The organism is Massilia suwonensis (genome assembly GCF_042655665.1).
In the GTDB taxonomy this organism is placed as follows: Bacteria; Pseudomonadota; Gammaproteobacteria; order Burkholderiales; family Burkholderiaceae_D; genus Telluria; species Telluria suwonensis.
This window is the reverse complement of sequence record NZ_JBHSMR010000014.1, coordinates 440,532-456,745: the sequence shown is the minus strand read 5'-3', so window position 1 is coordinate 456,745 and position 16,214 is coordinate 440,532. Positions and strand designations below refer to the sequence as shown.

The window sequence follows — 16,214 nt, the reverse complement described above, 5'->3', positions numbered from 1 at the left end:
CACGATGAACATGGAAGAAGTACAGGCACGCCCGTCGGCGAATGCGCGCGTGGTCAGGACCGACCTGCGCACCCGCGATCTGGTCAACCAGGCGGTAGCCTCGATCCCGACGCTCGGGCTGCAGCGCGCAGCCGAGTTCCTGGCGGCGATGAACGTGCCGGCCGAAATTGCCGTGCGTACGCTGGTATATCCGCACCGCCGCCGCCGTTATTGAGCGTAGCGGTGTAGTGACCGATCCCCTGCCTGCGTAGGGGCAATGCAACAATCCCCTGCCCCGCAGGGGATTGTCTGTTTACGTCTTGTATTACTTCTTCGGTTCCTGCGCCTGGATATCGGCCAGCGATTCCAGTCCGCGCGGCGTGACCTCGAAGCCGCCTTCCGCGCGTGGCGCGATGTGCGACTTGCGGATCAGGAACTGCGCGACGTCACCCGCCACCTCCGCCGCCGGGTCCTGCGACAGACTCGTCAGCGCCTCGATGCAGGCGCGCAGGAACAGCACCTGCTGGCCCTTTTCCGTCATCTCGAGCCGGCCGTCGCGCGTGTAGGCAATCATCTTCAGGCCGGCCAGGCGCTTGGCATTGCGTCCGACGCAGGCGTTCACGCGGTCGTTGCGCGCGCCGCCACGGATGAATCCGAGGGCGTTGTATTCGTCGGTCGTCAGTTTTTCGTTCTTCATTACGGCTCAAAAGGTGGATTGGGCCGTCATGGTAACCGCCACGGAAGGCAGCGGCAACTCAAAGAGCGGTGATCCGGTCAGTGCGCGCGCAATGCAATCCACAGCAGCCCTGCGGCGAGGATAGCGCCCACGGCCAGTACACCCTGGAAACGGCGCGATGCGAAACCGGTACTCCGGCCCAGGTAAATCTTGTTATGCAGCGAATTGCCCATCTGAGTCTCCGTCGATTCGATCCAAATTCATGAGTCGATATTATAAAAAAACTCACACTTTGGGAACGTTCGGCACCGAACATAATTGTAACTTTGTGTGTGATTAGGCAAGATCGCCACAGTGTCGTACTGCGCGCCGGTAGCATGCGGCGACTGTTAGGATAGCTACAACATGAACCAGGGAGGACGCACCATGCCGCAAGCACGACCACCACAAGACCCGGCCGCCAAGGGCGGCGCCATCCTGCACGAGGACGACATCGGCAGCGGCGAGAAGACGCCGGCGGAAAAGGAAACCGAAGAGATGATCAAGGAAATTCCGCCGCTGAAAAGCAGTAACGACCAGCAGCAGAAAAGCTGAACGGATTGCCCAAAACGAAGCGCCACCCTCGGGTGGCGCTTTTACTTTGCATGTTCGTTCAGCGCGCGCGAATCGGCGGCTCGGGAATCACGGGCTCCTCGACAGGCGCGTGCGCCGGATCGGGCACGTCGTCGGGAACCGGAATCGTGGGTGGCGTCGGTGCGGGTTCGGGATCGGGCGTCGAATGGGCCTGCAGCGCGCCCCGGCCGCCGTCGTGCGGATCGATGGTGTCCATCAGCGTCCAGTCTCCTTGGAAATAGTCAGGCTCGCGGCGGCGCGGCCGGGAGGACCGCGCCGCCGAAGCGAGGAATCAGCCGGCAATGCCGGCCGTGTTTGTTTCTCAGTGGTTCTGCTTCTGCTTGGCGCCGCCGCCGGCGCCTTCATGGCTGCCGGCCTTTTCGCGCGACATGTGGTCGTGGCTGCTCTTGTCGGCCTTGCCCGCGCGCTGTTTCGCCATCTCTTCTTCCGACATGCGGTCGGATTGCTTGCTGCCGGTGTCCTTCGCTTTCGATTCGTTGCTCATGGAATGCCTCCCGTGGTGGTTGAAAACATTGACGTTTTGCGCAGACTAGCATGGAAGAACGGCGGAGGTTTTCAATCGTGCGCAGCGCTAAAAGATGCGTATAGTTCATGTTTTGCCAACTTAAGCGAGCTATGAACATCCGGTTCCTTTTCCTCACCGCCCTCTTCCCGGCCCTCGTGTCGGCTGCCCCGATGAAACTCGACGACTACATGGCCCTGACCGGCCCCGCCCCTTCCGCCCGCCTGTCCTACGGCCCTGCTCCATCGCAGTATGCCGAGCTGTTCCTGCCCAAGGGCAGTGGACCCTTCCCGGTCGCCGTGCTGGTGCACGGCGGCTGCTGGACCGAGAAGTTCGGCGGCATCGCCCAGCTGCGCAACATGGCCGGCGCCCTGGTGGCGCGCGGCATCGCCGTGTGGAACGTCGAATACCGCCGCGTGGACGAAGCCGGCGGCGGCTATCCCGGCATGTACGAGGACATGCATGCCGCGCTCGACACCCTGGCCGCGCAGGGCCGCAGCCGCCCGCTCGACCTGACGCGGGTGGTGGCGGTCGGCCATTCGGCCGGCGGCCAGCTGGTGCAGTGGATCGCCGGACGCTCGCGCATTCCCGCGACCAGTCCGCTTTTCCGCGAAGCCATGCTGCCCGTGCGCGCCGTGGTCAGCCTGGGCGGCTTGGCCGACCTGCGCCGCGAGCGCGAGCTGATCAAGTCCAGCTGCGGCCGCGACACGCCCGAGCTGGCCGGCCTGCCCAGCAGCACCCGGCCCGACGTGTATGCCGACACCAATGCCGCCGAGCTGATCCCGAACGGCAGCCACACCATCCTCGTCACGGGCGAGCTGGACACGATCTCGCCGCCGCGCGTGGCCCACGATTACGCGGCGCGCGCACGCGCGGCCGGTGACAGCGCCGAAGTCGTGATCCTGCCGGGCGCCAGCCACTACGACGAAGTCGCGGCCAGCTCGCCGTCCTGGCCGCTGGTGTTCGCGGCGATCGAACGCGCGCTGGCGCGGACCGAGCGGAAGAACGTCGCTGAACTCAAACCCGCCGCTTCGCCAGCGGCGCGCTGACGACGAGGTCGCTGGTAGGCACGGCGACGCAGGGCAACAGGTAATTCTCGCGCTTCTCCTCGATCGACAGGCCCGGCCATTCGACGAGGTAGCGCACGCTGCCCGCTTGCAGGTGGCACAGGCAGGTGCGGCAGGTGCCGTTGCGGCAGGAATTCGGAAGATCGATGCCGGCCGCCTCGCAGGCCTGCAGTACGGTCGCCCCGCCTGCCGCAACAGTGGCGCCGAGGGGCAGGAGCGTGATGGAATGGGTGTCGGCGGCGGTGCTCATGGCCGCGATTGTAACGCCGCAGACCGGCCTGAGCCTGGGTTCGTTCGCGCACAGACCGCTGAGTGGCACCCCTCTACGCTGAGGTTTCCTTTAGTAAGTATTGCAGGTGCCATATGAAAAACATCGCTGCTCCGCTTCTCGTCTCGACCATGGCCGCCGTCCTCGCCGGCGCCCTTCCCGCCACCGCCACCGCCGGCCAGCAAATGCCGCAGCCGGCGCCTCAAGCAGCGCCACAGCAAGCCGCCCAACCTGGCGTAAGCGATCCAGCCGCTGCCGAACGGGCCGAATTCGAGCGCCTGCTGCGCGCCCAGGTCCTGCTCGACCGCCTGCACTTCTCGCCGGGCGAGATCGACGGCGCCTACGGTTCCAACATGCGCCAGGCCCTGGCCTCCTTCCAGAAATCGCGCAACCTGGAAGCGAGCGGCAAGCTCGACGACGCCACCTGGAATGCGCTGAACACGGATACGACGCCGACTCTCACCGCCTACGTGCTGACCAATGAGGACGTGGCCGGCCCCTTCCAGCCGATTCCCGAAGACATGATGGACAAGGCCAAGCTGCCCAAGCTCGGCTACGCCAGCCCGGCCGAGGGGCTCGGCGAAAAATTCCACGCCAGTCCGGACCTGATCGTGCGCCTGAATCCCGGCAAGAACCTGGCCAAAGCGGGCGAGCAGATCGTGGTGCCGAGCGTGCACGGCGGCCCGACCTTGCCTGCCGCCTCGAAGGTCGTCGTCAGCGACAGCCGCAAGGTGCTGATGCTGTTCGACGGCGCCGACCGCCTGATCGCCCAGTATCCGGCCTCGACCGGCAGCCAGTACGATCCGCTGCCGATCGGCGAGTGGAAGATCGAGGGCGTGCACCCGAACCCGACCTACCACTACAACCCGAAACTGTTCTGGGATGCCGAACCGGGCGACAAGAAGGCGAAGGTCGCGCCAGGCCCGAACAATCCGGTCGGCGTGGTCTGGATCGACTTGTCGAAGCCGCACTACGGCATCCACGGCACGCCGGTGCCGAAGTTCATCGGCAAGACCGAATCGCACGGCTGCATCCGCCTGACCAACTGGAGCGCCGCCGAAGTGGCGGCGGTGGTGGCGGCCGGCACCCAGGTTGTTTTGCAGGAGTAATCACGCAGGAGTCATTACCTAGAGGAGGTTTGCACCCATGAGATGGCTGGTCACTTTTTTGCTCGGCGTGCTGGTCGGCGCCGGCGGCTTGTTCGTCGGCTTGCGCCAGTTCGCTGACGCGCCGAATCCGATCATCACCGATGGCGGGGCCTTGCCGGCGCCATCGGCCACTGCGCCGGCCTCCGCCGCGTCCGCGCCCACGGGTACGGCGAGCGACCGCCTGGTGCAGACCGACCTCTCGGATGCGGACCTGCCGATCCGTCCCGCGCCGCAAACGACGACGGCGACGGCCACCTCCGGCACGCCGGCCTTGACCGCCGGCGGCAGCATGCCGGCCAAGCTGCTGGTGCCGGTCGAAGGCGTGCCCTACGCCAGGCTGACCGACACCTTCGACCAGCCGCGCGGCCAGGAGCGCCACCACGAGGCGCTCGACATCATGGCCCCGACCGGCGCGCCGGTGCGTGCGGCGGGCGACGGCAAGATCGTCAAGCTCTTCAACAGCAAGCCGGGCGGGATCACGCTCTACCAGTTCGATCCGCAGGAAGAGCACGCGTATTATTACGCGCACCTCGACAAGTACGCCGACGGCATCAAGGAAGGCATGCAGGTCAAGCGCGGCGACCTGCTCGGCTATGTGGGCGCCACCGGCAACGCGGACCCGAGCGCGCCGCACCTGCATTTCGCGGTGGTCGCGCTCACGCCCGAGAAGCAGTGGTGGAAGGGAACGCCGGTCAATCCGTATCCCTTGTTGGGGGATTGACGCTGCATCCGCGTGGGCATGGAATGCCCACCCTACAAATACCGCGGCGCCTCTGGTAGGGTGGGCATTCCATGCCCACGCGGATCATGCGGGCCGCTAGCGCATCAGGCAACAGCCCCAATCCGGCAATCAGGGCGCCGGCTCGTCGACGTCTGCCCCGACGTTGATGGCGGCATAGGCGCGCTGCACGGCAACGGCCTCGCGGCTATCGGCTCCATACAACTCCTGTGCCGCCTCGATCATCTTCGCCCGCGCATCGGCGTAGTTGGTGCTCGACGTGAACTTGGTCGTATTCGCCTTGAACCAGATCCGGAACGCCTTGTCGGTGCCGATGCCCGTCATCGCCGCCGGCGACTTCACCAGGTACTTGCTGTAGTAGTCGCCCGCCTTGTCGGCCTTCGAGCCCATCGCCAGGAAATAGAACATGCGGTTGTTCGGACCGCTGCTGTAGTGGACGTCGAGGCGTTTCAGCGAGGTGCTCCAGGCGTCCGGGCTGCTGCCGTCCTTGCTCGGGCGGTACATCCAGCGCAGCGGCTGGCCGTCGCGGGCGATCTCGGTGCCCAGCATCCAGTCGTTGCCGGAAAGCGGAATGCTCTCGCCCTTGCCACCGGCGCGCGCATAGGCTTCCACGATTTCGCCGCCGATGTCCGAACTCGATTCGTTCAGCCCACCCGATTCGCCCGAATACACGAGGTCCGAGGTCGCGGCCGTGACGCCGTGCCCCATCTCGTGGCCGATCACGTCGATCGAACCGAGGCTGTTGAAGCTGGAACCGTCGCCGATGAACATGCAGCGGCAAGTGTCGCTGTAATAAGCGTTGTCGTAGGCGGTGTTGACGTGCACGGCGATGTAGGTGGCCGTGTTCTTGCCGTCGAGCGACTGCCAGCCGAGGGCGTTCTTGAGGGCGTCGTAGGTATTCATCAGGCCCCACATCGCGTTCACGGCGGCGGTCTGGCCGTTGGCATTCGTGGTGCTGCCGCCGCGGACGTACTGCTTGCCGTCGCCCCAGGTATTCTCGGTATGCGTGTACATCTTGCCGGCGCTGCTGCTGCCGTTGGCGTTGGTGATCGCCATCGCGCCATAGGTGCCGCCGGTGCCGCGCTCCGGATCGAGCATGCGGTACAGGCCTTCGCTGAAGGTGGTGCTGATCGGCACCTCGCCGTTGTACTGGCTCTTGCCCACGCCGATCACGGTCTGCAGCGCGTTCCAGCGCTCGATGATGTGGCCGTCGTTGGCGCTGACCACGGTGTCGTGATAGTAGGGATGGTCGCCGCGCCGCATGCGGGTGCGCACCAGGTAGGCCAGCTCGTAGTGGTCGACGACTTCCTGCAGGTCGAGGGCGTTCAGTTCTTCGTCAAGCTTGCCGGCGGCGCTTGCCACGCGTTCGGTTTTCATCACCGGCCAGATCAGCAGCTCGGCGCTCGGCGGCGTGATGTGGGTCGCGTCGGGGCCGGTGGCCGCGAGCGTCGCGCCGACGGCGGCGTCGATCGCGGCTTTCGGCGGCATCGAGGGCTTGACCTTGAAGTCGCTGGTCGCCGCACCCAGCCGGTTGGCCGGGCCGCGTCCCAGGTGCAGGCGGCGCGTCGAGGCCGATTCGGACACGATGCCGCCCTGCGCATCGACCACCACGACCGACTCGGAGCCGAACACGCGCAAGCCTTTATAGGTGTGGGCGGCGCGCACTACCTGGGTGCCCTGCACGCCCGGATGCTGCTGGGCGATCGAGAAGCCGTGGTTGTTGTCGAGGCCGCGGGCGCCGCGGCCCTGCGTCAGTGTCGCTACCAGGGCGGCGTTGGCGGCCATGGACTGCGGCTGCGGCGCGCTCATCATGGGAGTCGGCGCGGCGGGGGCCTGCGCGGCGACGGCGCAGGCGCTTGCGATCAGGACGCCGAGGGGCGTGGCCAGCAGGCGGGTTCGAAACTTCATCGTCTCTCCAGTCGAAGGTTCCCGGCCGCGAAAACGGGCCGGACATCACCGGAGTGTGGATGAGCCTTAAAAAAGGAACTTGCTCAAACGCAAGAAGCCCCGCGGCTGCGCAAGTACGCAACGGCGAGGCTTCAACGAATCGGGGGTAGATTTTCGTAGGGTGGGCTCTCCGAGCCCACGCGGTACGCACGTGCCCGTGAGCCGCGCCGGTCGCCCTACAAAAGAGGCGCCCGTAACCGCGTGGGCACGGAGTGCCCACCCTACATTTAATAACGCTCGTCGCGGTCCTTCAACAGCAGGTAGGCGGCCGCGCCGATGGCGCCGGCAATCGCGACCTTGGTCGCCAGCCCCTTCTTGTTGTGCTGCCATTCGGCCTTCAGGCCCATCTCGCCGAGGATGTTCGGCACGTGGCCATGGGCCAGGTCATCGACGATGCCTTCGACCACGTTGATGCGGTCGGCGCCGAGCAGGATCAGCCAGTGGCGCAGGTCGTTCTCGGTGTACTTGAAGGCGGCGCGCCGCAGCATGCCCGACAGGCCCGACGGCGGCTGGACCGAGCCGTGGATCTGGGTGATGCCGGGCCGCTCGGGCGACACCAGCACTTCGACCTTTTGCTCCTGGGCCGGCGGAGTGGGCATGTCGGCCGGGGTGTAGCGCGGCGGCGTGCGCTCCATCGGCACGCCGGGACGGTTCTTGCGATCGAGGTCCGCACCCCAGCCTTTGATATGCGTCAGCTGCTCGCGCGTACGGCGGGTCTGGCGCAGCTCGGGCTGCACGTGGTGGTGATGGGTGTGGTCGTGGCTGTTCTCGAAGTCGTGGTCGTGGTCTGGATTATTGTCGTGCTTGACCAGGGCGGTTCCGTTTTGCATGCCGTTCTCCTTATTTGCCGACGCTGGCCGTCACGGCGCGCACTTCATGGGCGCGCGGCGGGATCAGGATCGGCTTGATGCAGTTATCGAGCTTGCTCGAGAAGATGTGGTAGGCGTCGGCCACTTCTTCCAGCGGGATGCGGTGCGTGATGATCTGCTTCGGATCGATGTGTCCGGCGCGGATGTGCTCGATCAGGCGCGGCACGTGACGCTTGACGCTGGCCTGGTTCATGCGCATCGTGATGCCCTTGTTCAGCGCATTGCCGATGGGGACGGCGTTGAAGGTCGGGCCATACACGCCGACGATGGAGACGTTGCCGCCCTTGCGCACCGAGTTGATGCACCAGTGCAGCACGGTGGCGGCACCTGCCTGCATCTTCATCAGGCGCCCGGTCACGGTCTGGGCCACGCTGCCGGCCGCGTCGCAGCCGACGGCGTCGATGCAGACGTCGGCGCCCAGCCAGTCGGTCATCTTCTTGATGTGCAGCGCCATGTCGCCCACGTCCTTGAAGTTCACTACCTCGCACTGGGCGTAGTTCTTCACGAACTCCAGGCGGTAGTCGAGTTCGTCGACCACGATCACGCGCCCGGCGCCGAACAGCCAGGCGGATTTCGCTGCAAAAATGCCGACCGGACCCGCGCCGAACACGACCACGGTATCGCCTTCCTCGATGTCGCCCATCTCGGCTGCCTGGTAGCCGGTCGGCAGCGCATCGGTGAGCAGCACGGCGTCGTCGTCGACGATGTCGTCGGGGATCTTGATCGGACCGACGTCGGCCATCGGCACGCGCACGTATTCGGCCTGGCCGCCGTCGTAGCCGCCGGCCGTGTGCGAATAGCCGTAGATGGAACCCACCGCGGTGGACTGCGGATTCATGTTGTGGCAGTTACCGTAGAGCTCTTTCTGGCAGAAGAAGCAGGAGCCGCAGAAGATGTTGAAGGGCACCAGCACGCGGTCGCCCACCTTCAGCGTTTGCACCTGCGAACCGACTTCCTCGACGATGCCGATGAATTCGTGTCCGAAGGTATGGCCGACCCGGGTATCCGGCACCATGCCGTGATACAGGTGCAGGTCGGAACCGCAGATGCAGGAACGCGTCACGCGCACGATGGCGTCGCCCGGATGCTCGATCACGGGATCGGACTTGTGTGTCGCGCGAACGCGGTAAGGCCCCCGATAGTTCATTGCCAGCATAAGTTCCTCCTCGAAAGTTTGCGGTGCTCACCGTTTGACGATGAGCGCGTGGACAATAAACTTATGTCAAAACGCTATCGAATGCGATACGCGCACGGAAACGAATGCATGTTTTTAATGGTTTTTAGCTGCACGATAGCAATTACTTCGCAGCAGGAAACGCGAAGTTCCTGCAAGCCATGCTTGCAGGAATTTTCCGCTTAGAGACGCGTTGCCTCGAAGGTATTGCATTGCTGCGGATCGCCGCCTTCGAGACCGCGCTTGAACCAGCGCACACGCTGCTCGGAGCTGCCGTGCGTGAACGAATCCGGCACCACGGTGCCGCGCGACTGGCGCTGCAGGGTGTCGTCGCCGATCGCGGTGGCGGTGGCCAGCGCGCTTTCGACGTCGCCCGCCTCCAGGAAGGCTTCTTTCTGCTGGGTGCGGTTGGCCCAGACGCCGGCGAAGCAATCGGCCTGCAGCTCGAGCCGCACCGACAAGGCGTTGCCCTCGGTCTCGGAGGCGCGCTGCTGGGCGTTGTGCACCTGGTCGGACACGCCGATCAGCTTTTGCACGTGATGGCCGACCTCGTGCGCGATCACGTAAGCCTGGGCGAACTCGCCGCCAACGTGGAAGCGTTCCTGCATCAGGCGGAAGAAGCTGAGGTCGATATACACCTTCTGGTCGCCCGGGCAGTAGAAGGGGCCGGTGGCCGAATTGCCGGTGCCGCAGGCGGTCGGCGTGCGGCCTTCGAACAGGACCAGGGTCGGTGGGCGGTAGGTGGCGTTTTGAGACGCGAAGATCGGCGTCCAGGCATCTTCCGTATAGCCGAGCACGGTGCGCACGAAGCGGGTCTCGCGGTCGTTGGCCTGGGGCGCGTTCGGGTCGCGCTGCTGGACCTGCGGCGCGGGCCCGCCGCCCCCGCCGAGCATGCCGATCACGGTGCCCGGATCGACGCCGAAGAACAGCGAAGCGACCAATGCGATCGCCACCGTGCCCAGGCCGACGCCGCGGCCGCCGATGTTGAAGCCGCCGCCCCCGCCGCCGCCGCGCCGGTCCTCGACGTTACCGCTCTCGCGGTCGCCTTCCCACTTCATTTCGACCGCCGCAGCGTGGACGAATTCATGCTTTCGCGTGCATCCTTGGTGCGGAATTCGTCGTCGGGGGCCAGGCCGGCACGGGCTTCGTCGTGCAGGCTGCGTTCATGCCGCTCGCGTTCGATTTCGCGCTCGACGCGGGCGTGTTCCTGATCGGGTAAAAGTGGTTTCATGGCTGTCCTGAAGTGTGGGCATCGCACCGGCACCCTTGCCGGTGTGAACATGAATGCAGTATGGACGTGTCCACTGTACGAGTATGTTCGGACATTCACATAAGCGGCGCACGGCCATACTGCGCTCTGTACGCCAGCGAACAGAGTGCGTCCGCCCCATCGTTCATTCTCGCTGCATGACCTCCACTCCCTACGATTCCGACGCCCTGCTCGCGCTGGGCCAGGCCCTGCTGCAGGCGGGCTACCAGTTCACCACGATCACGCCGGCAACGCACCGCCGCGTCAACGGCCGGCCCGAACATGCCTGGGCGCGCGACCTGCGCGGGGTATTCGGCTGGAGCCGCCCGTTTCGCGAAGAGACGGTAGCAAAGGAGATCCTGGCGCTGATGCGCCGCGCCGGCGTACTGGCCGAGAAGGACGGCGCGCTGTGCGCCACCGTGCGCGCCTCCAGCATCGGCGAGCGCCTGTACTTCCACTCGGCCTTCCCGACGCGCGACGAAGACGCCGTCTTCTTCGGCCCGGACACCTACCGCTATGTGGCTGCATTAAAGCGCGACATGGAAACGCTGACCCCGCCGCGTCGCGTGGTCGATATCGGCGCCGGCAGCGGCGCCGGGGCGATCGAGGTCGCGGCGCGCTTTCCCGAGGCGCAAGTGGTCGCCGCCGACATCAACGATCGCGCCCTGGCGCTCGCCGCCGTCAACGCGCGCCTGAACGCCACGCCGCGGGTGGACGCGCGCTACAGCGACCTGCTGCAGGACCTCGACGGCGCATTCGACCTGGTCCTGTCGAACCCGCCCTACATCCTCGACCCCGACAAGCTGCGCTACCGCCACGGCGGCGACATGCACGGCGCCGGCCTGTCCGTGCAAATCGTCGACGCCGCCCTCGACCGCCTGGCGCCGGGCGGCACGCTGCTGCTGTACACCGGCATCGCCATCGTCGACGGCCGCGACGAGTTTCTGGAGACGATCCGCCCACGCATCGAGGCGACCTGCGACTCGTGGAGCTACGAGGAACTCGACCCGGACATCTTCGGGGGCCAGCTCGATTGCGAAGGCTACGAGGACGTGGAGAGGATCGCGGCCGTCTGGCTGCGCGCAACCAAGCGGCGCTAATGTTTTCCGAAACCGCTGCGTAACGTAGGGTGGGCATGCCCACGCGTTACGTGCGATTGAACACCCGAGTTCAACGCGAAGCTCCACGCAGTTCGCGCACCCCTTTCCCCAAGCGCGTGCGCAACAGCGTCCGCAAAGTCACCCCATCGCGATACCCCACCTGCTCCGCAATGCGCTCGATCGCCAGATCGCTGGTCCTGAGCAGATGCACCGCCCGCTCGATCCGCAAATCCTGCACATAGGCCACCGGCGTCTTCCCCACCACCTCCGACAACCTGCGCGCCAGCGTCCGCTTGCTGGTCGCCAGCGCAGCCGCCGCCTCCTCCAGCCGGAACCCCTGCGCCAGCCGCGCCCGCGCCCAGCGGTCGAAGCTTGAAACCAGCGGATCCTCATGCGCCAGGTGATCGGCAATCACGTAGCTCGACTGCGCCGGCCGCTCGTCCACGATCAGGTAGCGCGCCACCAGCGCCGCCAGCGCGGGACTGGCCTGGCGGATTACCCACAGGGCCAGGTCGAGGTGGCCGAGCGCCGCCCCGGCCGTCACGAAGCGGCTTGATGCGACCACCATGCGCCGCGCGTCGAGATTCACCTGCGGATAGCGCTCGCGGAACATCGGCGTCAGCCACCAGGTGCAGGTCGCGTCCCGCCCGTCCAGTAAGCCGCTCTCGGCCAGCACGAAGCTGCCGATGCAGGCCGCGCCGATGCGCGCGCCTCGATCCGACCAGCCGCGCAGCAGCGCGATCGCGTCCCGCACCTCGCTCGAGGCCAGCCGCTGCGCCAGCGGCTGCGGCATCCTCTCGCCGGGCGCCGGCAGCAGCACCAGGTCCGGCGCGGCGCAGTCGCCCGCCGGCGTCACCGGCACCAGCATGCCTTGCCCGCTCCGGACCTCGGCGCGTACGCCGGCCAGGGTGACGTCGAAGCGCGGCTGCGGGGTGCCCAGCATGCCCGACAGCTGGTTGGCGGCCTGGAAGGCGTCGAGGAAGGCGGACAGGCCCGTGTCGAAGGCGCCGTTCAGGACGAGGATGACGATGCGCATGGCAAGTTCGCTACCGATAATGTCAATCTCGCCAGTGTCTCATCAGCACGGGCCTGTGTACAGTGAGGGTATCGAACGCTCTGGAAGAAAGGACGATGTACACGAAAACGCTGGTCGCCGGCTGGGGCGACATGGATTTCAATGCGCACATGCGCAACACGGCTTACCTCGACAAGTCGGCCGACGTGCGCATGATGTATTTCGCCGAGCACGGGTTTCCGATGTCGGAATTCGTCAGGCTGCGCCTGGGGCCGGTCGTGATGAAGGACGAGATCGAGTATTTTCGCGAGGTGCGGCTGCTCGACGAGATGCAGGTGACGCTCAGCATTGCGGGGCTGTCGGAGGATGCGAGCAGGATGATGCTCCGGAATGAGTTTTTCCGGGATGGGGTCTTGTGTGCGCGGGTGACGTCGACCGCCGGGTGGTTTGACCTCGCGAATCGGAAGTTGACGGTGCCGCCGTCCGGATTAGCGGAGCCGTTGAAAGCGACGCCACGGACGGTGGATTTTCGGGTGTTGCCGGGGAGCGTTAGATGAAAAAAAAGCTCCCGTCGGGAGCTTTTTCTTTGTTTGGCGGAGAGGGTGGGATTCGAACCCACGGTACGATTTAACGTACGCCTGATTTCGAGTCAGGTACATTCGACCACTCTGCCACCTCTCCTAAATCGGTGTTGCGGTCGCTGCAAGAGGCTCGCATTATAGCGAGCGATTCCGTGTTGTGCAAGGGAACGATATCGGAGGCATACCGTAGGGTGGGCACTCCGTGCCCACGCGGTCGTACTCATGCGTACCGCAGATTTTGAACTCGCCCACATTCGCATTGTGCGTTTCTATATGCTGTGTGGCATGCGACGTCACTACCGCGTGGGCACAAGTGCCCACCCTACGATGCGCTGCTGTTACGGACGCAAGAGTCTGCCCGGCCGCATTACAAAAACAAAAAGGGCTCCCATCTGGGAGCCCTTCTTTTACTACTGGCGGAGAGGGTGGGATTCGAACCCACGGTACGATTTAACGTACGCCTGATTTCGAGTCAGGTACATTCGACCACTCTGCCACCTCTCCAGGTAACCGGTCGCTTGTCGCGAGAGGCCACATTATAGCAGCCGCCCGCGAAAACGGAAGAGCTATTTACGCTGCAGTGGCAGACAGGCGTTCGAGCCCGCCCATATACGGACGCAGCACTTCCGGAATCACGACGCTGCCATCGGCCTGCTGGTAATTCTCCAGCACCGCCACCAGCGTGCGCCCGACCGCCAGGCCCGAGCCGTTCAGCGTGTGCAGCAGTTCCGGCTTGTTCTGGGCGTTGCGGAAACGCGCGCCCATGCGGCGGGCCTGGAAGGCTTCGCAGTTCGACAGCGACGAGATCTCGCGGTAGGTGTTCTGCGCCGGCAGCCAGACCTCGAGGTCGTAGGTTTTCGCGGCGCCGAAGCCCATGTCGCCCGTGCACAGCGACATCACGCGGTACGGCAGGCCCAGGGTCTGCAGGATGGTTTCGGCGTGCCCGACCATCTCTTCCAGCGCCGCATAGGACTGCTCCGGATGCACGACCTGCACCATCTCGACCTTGTCGAACTGGTGCTGGCGGATCATGCCGCGGGTGTCGCGGCCGTAGCTGCCGGCTTCCGAGCGGAAGCATGGCGTGTGCGCCGTCATCTTCAGAGGCAGCGTGTCCAGCGGGACGATCTCGTCGCGCACGATGTTGGTCAGCGAGACTTCCGAGGTAGGGATCAGGTAGAAGGTCTCGCCCTCGCCTTCCGCGCCGCCTTTCTTCACCGAGAACAGGTCTTCCTCGAACTTCGGCAGCTGGCCGGTGCCGCGCAGCGAGTCGGCGTTGACCATGTACGGGGTGTAGCACTCGGTGTAGCCGTGCTTGTCGGTATGGGTGTCGAGCATGTACTGGGCCAGCGCGCGGTGCAGGCGGGCGATGCCGCCCTTCATCACCGAGAAGCGCGAACCGGTCAGCTTGGTGGCGGTATCGAAGTCCAGGCCCAGCTTCTCGCCGATGTCGACGTGGTCCTTCACCTCGAAATCGAAGCTCGGCGGCGTGCCGATCTTGCGCACTTCGACGTTGCCGGTCTCGTCAGTGCCGGCGGGCACCGATTCGTGCGGCAGGTTCGGGATCGAGGCCATGAAGTCGGCCATTTTCCCCTGGACCTCGCCCAGCTTCGTTTCGTTGGCTTTGAGCTCGTCGCCCAGGCCCGCGACTTCCGCCATCACGCCGGCCGTGTCCTCGCCCTTGCCCTTCAGGATGCCGATCTGCTTCGACAGCGAATTGCGCTTGCCCTGCAGCTCTTCGGTGCGGGTCTGGATCGCCTTGCGCTCGGCTTCGAGCGCGTTGAAGCCGGCCACGTCGAGCTGGAACTTGCGCGTGGCCAGGCGGGCGGCGACGGTGTCGATGTCTTTGCGGAGGAGTTGGATGTCTATCATTGTGGAGGTCAGGCCAGCAGTATGTCGAAAACGCAATTGTACCAAGCCGCTCACGATTATCGGCGCGTTTCCGAAAAAGCAGCACCCCGGCGCCCAGGCTCGATTGTTGTAAGCACATCGCATGCCTTTCGACGCCGATTGACGGCGGATACAGGCTCATGAATACTCCACAGTTACCTCTTGGAAATTCTATTTACCCCCTTTGACATCATGCTGAAAAAACTCTCGCTTCTGGCCATGGCCTGTCTCCTGTCGGCCTGCGCGGCGATCGAACCCGCGCCGGCACCGGTCGCGCCGAACTGGCAAGCCGGATCCGCCGACTTCGGATTCCTGAACAAGCTCGTCAACAAGAAGTACATTTTGCGCACAATGTCGTGGACGCCAACGCGTGAAGACAATGGCCTGACTTATGTGTTCGATGGATTTAAACTGCGCAATACGGCGCAGCCGGGCGTCCTGCAGGTCATGGCCAAACCGCCCGGATGCCGCACAGCCAGTGCAGTGATGCAGGGAGCGAACAAACTGGTCATCAATTGCGAGACCTGGGACGACAATCAGCGCCTCACTTACACCCCGAATACGGCGGGTGGTTTTGACAGGCTCTTCGAGTCGAAAAGCACCGCTGGGCTGAATTTCCTGCAAGACTACGAGTACGTCAACGAGTGGCAAACGAAGCCATACAGCGAAGCAGCCCTTCGCCAGGAAATGCAGGCCGCGGCGTGGCATGAGCAAAGGATGGCCGAAGAGGCACGCCAGCGACGGGAAGACGAGCGCGCGTCCAGTGAAGCGACTGCCCGCGCCTTTGGCAATGCGATGGCAACGCTGAGCGGCGCGGCGAACCAGGTCGCCCAGCAGCAGGCCGCGCAGGCGGCGCAGATCCGGGCGCAGGCGGAGGCGCGCCGCGAGAGCCAGGCCCAGGCGCAGCGCGACGCGGCGGCGCGCCAATACCAGCAGGCGCAGGAAAACGCGCGCCAGGCGACGCAAAGGCAGTACGACATCGCACGCCAGTACGAGCAGCAGCAGGCTGCCCAGGCCCAGCGCAAGGCCGAAGCCGAAGCACAGCGCAAGGCGGAAGCCCAGGCCAGGCAGGATGCGGCGAACCGGCAGCGCCAGGAAGCCTCACGCAAGCAGGCCGCGCTGACGGTGGCGCAAACCGGTAGCGGCAACAAGACCGCGAGCCAGGTCAACTCCATCCCGTCGAAGCCGGCGACAAGCGCGTCCGCCCCGCCGCCGCTGCCGACCCAGAACGGCAAGGACCTGAACTGCAATACCGAACGCCAGTGTTGGGGCGAGTGCCTGAAGGGACCGAAAGACGGCGTCTACGCCTGCCAGAAAGCCTGCACGGCACGCTCGACCTGCAAGGTCAGCCTGCAGTAAGCGCATGACGCCGGCCGCCGC

The 16,214-nt window shown here is 65.2% G+C and carries 20 protein-coding genes and 2 tRNA genes; 8 read left to right on the top strand and 14 right to left on the bottom strand.

Features of this window, described 5'->3' with window-relative positions:
• Positions 1–10: 10 nt before the first annotated feature.
• Positions 11–214: a hypothetical protein gene (locus ACFPQ5_RS22435; RefSeq protein ID WP_379760984.1), complete on the top strand. Its 204-nt coding sequence runs from the start codon at positions 11–13 to the stop codon at positions 212–214.
• A gap of 90 nt (positions 215–304) precedes the next feature.
• Here ACFPQ5_RS22435 and ACFPQ5_RS22430 read toward each other — a convergent pair whose 3' ends face one another.
• On the bottom strand, positions 305–676 hold the full coding sequence (locus ACFPQ5_RS22430) for a hypothetical protein (RefSeq protein ID WP_379760982.1): 372 nt from the start codon (positions 674–676) through the stop codon (positions 305–307).
• A 77-nt stretch (positions 677–753) separates the two neighbouring features.
• Positions 754–888, bottom strand: coding sequence for a hypothetical protein (locus ACFPQ5_RS22425; RefSeq protein WP_379760980.1), 135 nt, complete (start codon positions 886–888; stop codon positions 754–756).
• A 172-nt stretch (positions 889–1,060) separates the two neighbouring features.
• Here ACFPQ5_RS22425 and ACFPQ5_RS22420 point away from each other — a divergent pair, with 172 nt between their 5' ends.
• A complete protein-coding gene (locus tag ACFPQ5_RS22420) occupies positions 1,061–1,249 on the top strand; it encodes a hypothetical protein (protein ID WP_379760978.1) in 189 nt (62 codons plus the stop codon).
• A gap of 58 nt (positions 1,250–1,307) precedes the next feature.
• Here the strand turns inward: ACFPQ5_RS22420 and ACFPQ5_RS22415 are convergent, their stop codons facing one another.
• Positions 1,308–1,484, bottom strand: a complete 177-nt coding sequence (locus ACFPQ5_RS22415; protein ID WP_379760976.1) for a hypothetical protein — start codon at positions 1,482–1,484, stop codon at positions 1,308–1,310.
• A gap of 105 nt (positions 1,485–1,589) precedes the next feature.
• Complete coding sequence (locus tag ACFPQ5_RS22410) at positions 1,590–1,772, bottom strand: hypothetical protein (protein ID WP_379760974.1); 183 nt, start codon at positions 1,770–1,772, stop codon at positions 1,590–1,592.
• A gap of 131 nt (positions 1,773–1,903) precedes the next feature.
• Between ACFPQ5_RS22410 and ACFPQ5_RS22405 the strand changes: the two genes are divergently transcribed.
• Positions 1,904–2,839 (top strand): alpha/beta hydrolase family protein, encoded by a 936-nt coding sequence (locus ACFPQ5_RS22405; RefSeq protein ID WP_379760972.1) that lies wholly within the window; start codon positions 1,904–1,906, stop codon positions 2,837–2,839.
• On the opposite strand, the gene ACFPQ5_RS22400 is transcribed toward ACFPQ5_RS22405, so the two are convergent.
• Positions 2,808–3,107 (bottom strand): 2Fe-2S iron-sulfur cluster-binding protein, encoded by a 300-nt coding sequence (locus ACFPQ5_RS22400; protein WP_379760970.1) that lies wholly within the window; start codon positions 3,105–3,107, stop codon positions 2,808–2,810. The genes ACFPQ5_RS22405 and ACFPQ5_RS22400 overlap by 32 nt on opposite strands.
• Before the next feature lie 113 nt (positions 3,108–3,220).
• On the opposite strand from ACFPQ5_RS22400, the gene ACFPQ5_RS22395 reads away from it, so the two are divergent.
• Together ACFPQ5_RS22395 and ACFPQ5_RS22390 are read left to right on the top strand one after the other, a co-directional pair.
• Positions 3,221–4,234 (top strand): L,D-transpeptidase family protein, encoded by a 1,014-nt coding sequence (locus ACFPQ5_RS22395; RefSeq protein ID WP_379760968.1) that lies wholly within the window; start codon positions 3,221–3,223, stop codon positions 4,232–4,234.
• Between the two features lie 37 nt (positions 4,235–4,271).
• Entirely contained in the window at positions 4,272–4,994 is a 723-nt protein-coding gene (locus ACFPQ5_RS22390; protein ID WP_379760966.1) for a M23 family metallopeptidase, read from the top strand.
• Between the two features lie 129 nt (positions 4,995–5,123).
• Here ACFPQ5_RS22390 and ACFPQ5_RS22385 read toward each other — a convergent pair whose 3' ends face one another.
• The 5 genes from ACFPQ5_RS22385 to ACFPQ5_RS22365 form a co-directional block, all read right to left on the bottom strand.
• On the bottom strand, positions 5,124–6,920 hold the full coding sequence (locus tag ACFPQ5_RS22385; RefSeq protein ID WP_379760964.1) for a M4 family metallopeptidase: 1,797 nt from the start codon (positions 6,918–6,920) through the stop codon (positions 5,124–5,126).
• Positions 6,921–7,186: 266 nt separating this feature from the next.
• The gene (locus ACFPQ5_RS22380; protein WP_379760962.1) at positions 7,187–7,789 is read right to left on the bottom strand and encodes a hypothetical protein; all 603 of its coding nucleotides are present in this window, start codon (positions 7,787–7,789) and stop codon (positions 7,187–7,189) included.
• Positions 7,790–7,799: 10 nt separating this feature from the next.
• Positions 7,800–8,984 carry a zinc-dependent alcohol dehydrogenase gene (locus tag ACFPQ5_RS22375; protein ID WP_379760960.1) on the bottom strand — a complete coding sequence of 395 codons (1,185 nt, stop codon included), beginning with the start codon at positions 8,982–8,984 and terminating at the stop codon, positions 7,800–7,802.
• A 200-nt stretch (positions 8,985–9,184) separates the two neighbouring features.
• Positions 9,185–10,060 carry a KPN_02809 family neutral zinc metallopeptidase gene (gene ypfJ, locus ACFPQ5_RS22370; RefSeq protein WP_379760958.1) on the bottom strand — a complete coding sequence of 292 codons (876 nt, stop codon included), beginning with the start codon at positions 10,058–10,060 and terminating at the stop codon, positions 9,185–9,187.
• The gene (locus ACFPQ5_RS22365) at positions 10,057–10,233 is read right to left on the bottom strand and encodes a hypothetical protein (protein ID WP_379760956.1); all 177 of its coding nucleotides are present in this window, start codon (positions 10,231–10,233) and stop codon (positions 10,057–10,059) included. The genes ypfJ and ACFPQ5_RS22365 overlap by 4 nt, the downstream gene beginning before the upstream one ends.
• A gap of 176 nt (positions 10,234–10,409) precedes the next feature.
• On the opposite strand from ACFPQ5_RS22365, the gene ACFPQ5_RS22360 reads away from it, so the two are divergent.
• On the top strand, positions 10,410–11,351 hold the full coding sequence (locus tag ACFPQ5_RS22360) for a methyltransferase (RefSeq protein ID WP_379760954.1): 942 nt from the start codon (positions 10,410–10,412) through the stop codon (positions 11,349–11,351).
• A gap of 70 nt (positions 11,352–11,421) precedes the next feature.
• Here ACFPQ5_RS22360 and ACFPQ5_RS22355 read toward each other — a convergent pair whose 3' ends face one another.
• Positions 11,422–12,387 carry a GlxA family transcriptional regulator gene (locus tag ACFPQ5_RS22355; RefSeq protein ID WP_379760952.1) on the bottom strand — a complete coding sequence of 322 codons (966 nt, stop codon included), beginning with the start codon at positions 12,385–12,387 and terminating at the stop codon, positions 11,422–11,424.
• Between the two features lie 95 nt (positions 12,388–12,482).
• Here ACFPQ5_RS22355 and ACFPQ5_RS22350 point away from each other — a divergent pair, with 95 nt between their 5' ends.
• Entirely contained in the window at positions 12,483–12,923 is a 441-nt protein-coding gene (locus tag ACFPQ5_RS22350) for a thioesterase family protein (RefSeq protein WP_379760949.1), read from the top strand.
• A 34-nt stretch (positions 12,924–12,957) separates the two neighbouring features.
• Here ACFPQ5_RS22350 and ACFPQ5_RS22345 read toward each other — a convergent pair.
• The 3 genes from ACFPQ5_RS22345 to serS form a co-directional block, all read right to left on the bottom strand.
• Positions 12,958–13,047: transfer RNA gene (locus ACFPQ5_RS22345), tRNA-Ser, on the bottom strand.
• A gap of 314 nt (positions 13,048–13,361) precedes the next feature.
• Positions 13,362–13,451 (bottom strand) — tRNA-Ser (locus ACFPQ5_RS22340).
• Positions 13,452–13,517: 66 nt separating this feature from the next.
• Positions 13,518–14,816, bottom strand: coding sequence for a serine--tRNA ligase (serS, locus tag ACFPQ5_RS22335; RefSeq protein ID WP_379760947.1), 1,299 nt, complete (start codon positions 14,814–14,816; stop codon positions 13,518–13,520).
• Between the two features lie 210 nt (positions 14,817–15,026).
• Here serS and ACFPQ5_RS22330 point away from each other — a divergent pair, with 210 nt between their 5' ends.
• Positions 15,027–16,193 carry a hypothetical protein gene (locus tag ACFPQ5_RS22330; protein WP_379760945.1) on the top strand — a complete coding sequence of 389 codons (1,167 nt, stop codon included), beginning with the start codon at positions 15,027–15,029 and terminating at the stop codon, positions 16,191–16,193.
• Positions 16,194–16,214: the final 21 nt, after the last annotated feature.

Bases quoted from the DNA above. Each gene is read 5' to 3' on its own strand.
- ACFPQ5_RS22400 (WP_379760970.1), bottom strand. From the start codon at position 3,107: ATGAGCACCGCCGCCGACACCCATTCCATCACGCTCCTGCCCCTCGGC.
- ACFPQ5_RS22375 (WP_379760960.1), bottom strand. From the start codon at position 8,984: ATGCTGGCAATGAACTATCGGGGGCCTTACCGCGTTCGCGCGACACAC.
- ACFPQ5_RS22395 (WP_379760968.1), top strand. From the start codon at position 3,221: ATGAAAAACATCGCTGCTCCGCTTCTCGTCTCGACCATGGCCGCCGTC.
- ACFPQ5_RS22360 (WP_379760954.1), top strand. From the start codon at position 10,410: ATGACCTCCACTCCCTACGATTCCGACGCCCTGCTCGCGCTGGGCCAG.
- serS (WP_379760947.1), bottom strand. From the start codon at position 14,816: ATGATAGACATCCAACTCCTCCGCAAAGACATCGACACCGTCGCCGCC.
- ACFPQ5_RS22410 (WP_379760974.1), bottom strand. From the start codon at position 1,772: ATGAGCAACGAATCGAAAGCGAAGGACACCGGCAGCAAGCAATCCGAC.
- ACFPQ5_RS22420 (WP_379760978.1), top strand. From the start codon at position 1,061: ATGAACCAGGGAGGACGCACCATGCCGCAAGCACGACCACCACAAGAC.
- ACFPQ5_RS22415 (WP_379760976.1), bottom strand. From the start codon at position 1,484: ATGGACACCATCGATCCGCACGACGGCGGCCGGGGCGCGCTGCAGGCC.
- ACFPQ5_RS22350 (WP_379760949.1), top strand. From the start codon at position 12,483: ATGTACACGAAAACGCTGGTCGCCGGCTGGGGCGACATGGATTTCAAT.
- ACFPQ5_RS22435 (WP_379760984.1), top strand. From the start codon at position 11: ATGGAAGAAGTACAGGCACGCCCGTCGGCGAATGCGCGCGTGGTCAGG.
- ACFPQ5_RS22365 (WP_379760956.1), bottom strand. From the start codon at position 10,233: ATGAAACCACTTTTACCCGATCAGGAACACGCCCGCGTCGAGCGCGAA.
- ACFPQ5_RS22390 (WP_379760966.1), top strand. From the start codon at position 4,272: ATGAGATGGCTGGTCACTTTTTTGCTCGGCGTGCTGGTCGGCGCCGGC.
- ACFPQ5_RS22425 (WP_379760980.1), bottom strand. From the start codon at position 888: ATGGGCAATTCGCTGCATAACAAGATTTACCTGGGCCGGAGTACCGGT.
- ACFPQ5_RS22330 (WP_379760945.1), top strand. From the start codon at position 15,027: ATGCTGAAAAAACTCTCGCTTCTGGCCATGGCCTGTCTCCTGTCGGCC.
- ACFPQ5_RS22405 (WP_379760972.1), top strand. From the start codon at position 1,904: ATGAACATCCGGTTCCTTTTCCTCACCGCCCTCTTCCCGGCCCTCGTG.
- ACFPQ5_RS22430 (WP_379760982.1), bottom strand. From the start codon at position 676: ATGAAGAACGAAAAACTGACGACCGACGAATACAACGCCCTCGGATTC.
- ACFPQ5_RS22385 (WP_379760964.1), bottom strand. From the start codon at position 6,920: ATGAAGTTTCGAACCCGCCTGCTGGCCACGCCCCTCGGCGTCCTGATC.
- ypfJ (WP_379760958.1), bottom strand. From the start codon at position 10,060: ATGAAGTGGGAAGGCGACCGCGAGAGCGGTAACGTCGAGGACCGGCGC.
- ACFPQ5_RS22355 (WP_379760952.1), bottom strand. From the start codon at position 12,387: ATGCGCATCGTCATCCTCGTCCTGAACGGCGCCTTCGACACGGGCCTG.
- ACFPQ5_RS22380 (WP_379760962.1), bottom strand. From the start codon at position 7,789: ATGCAAAACGGAACCGCCCTGGTCAAGCACGACAATAATCCAGACCAC.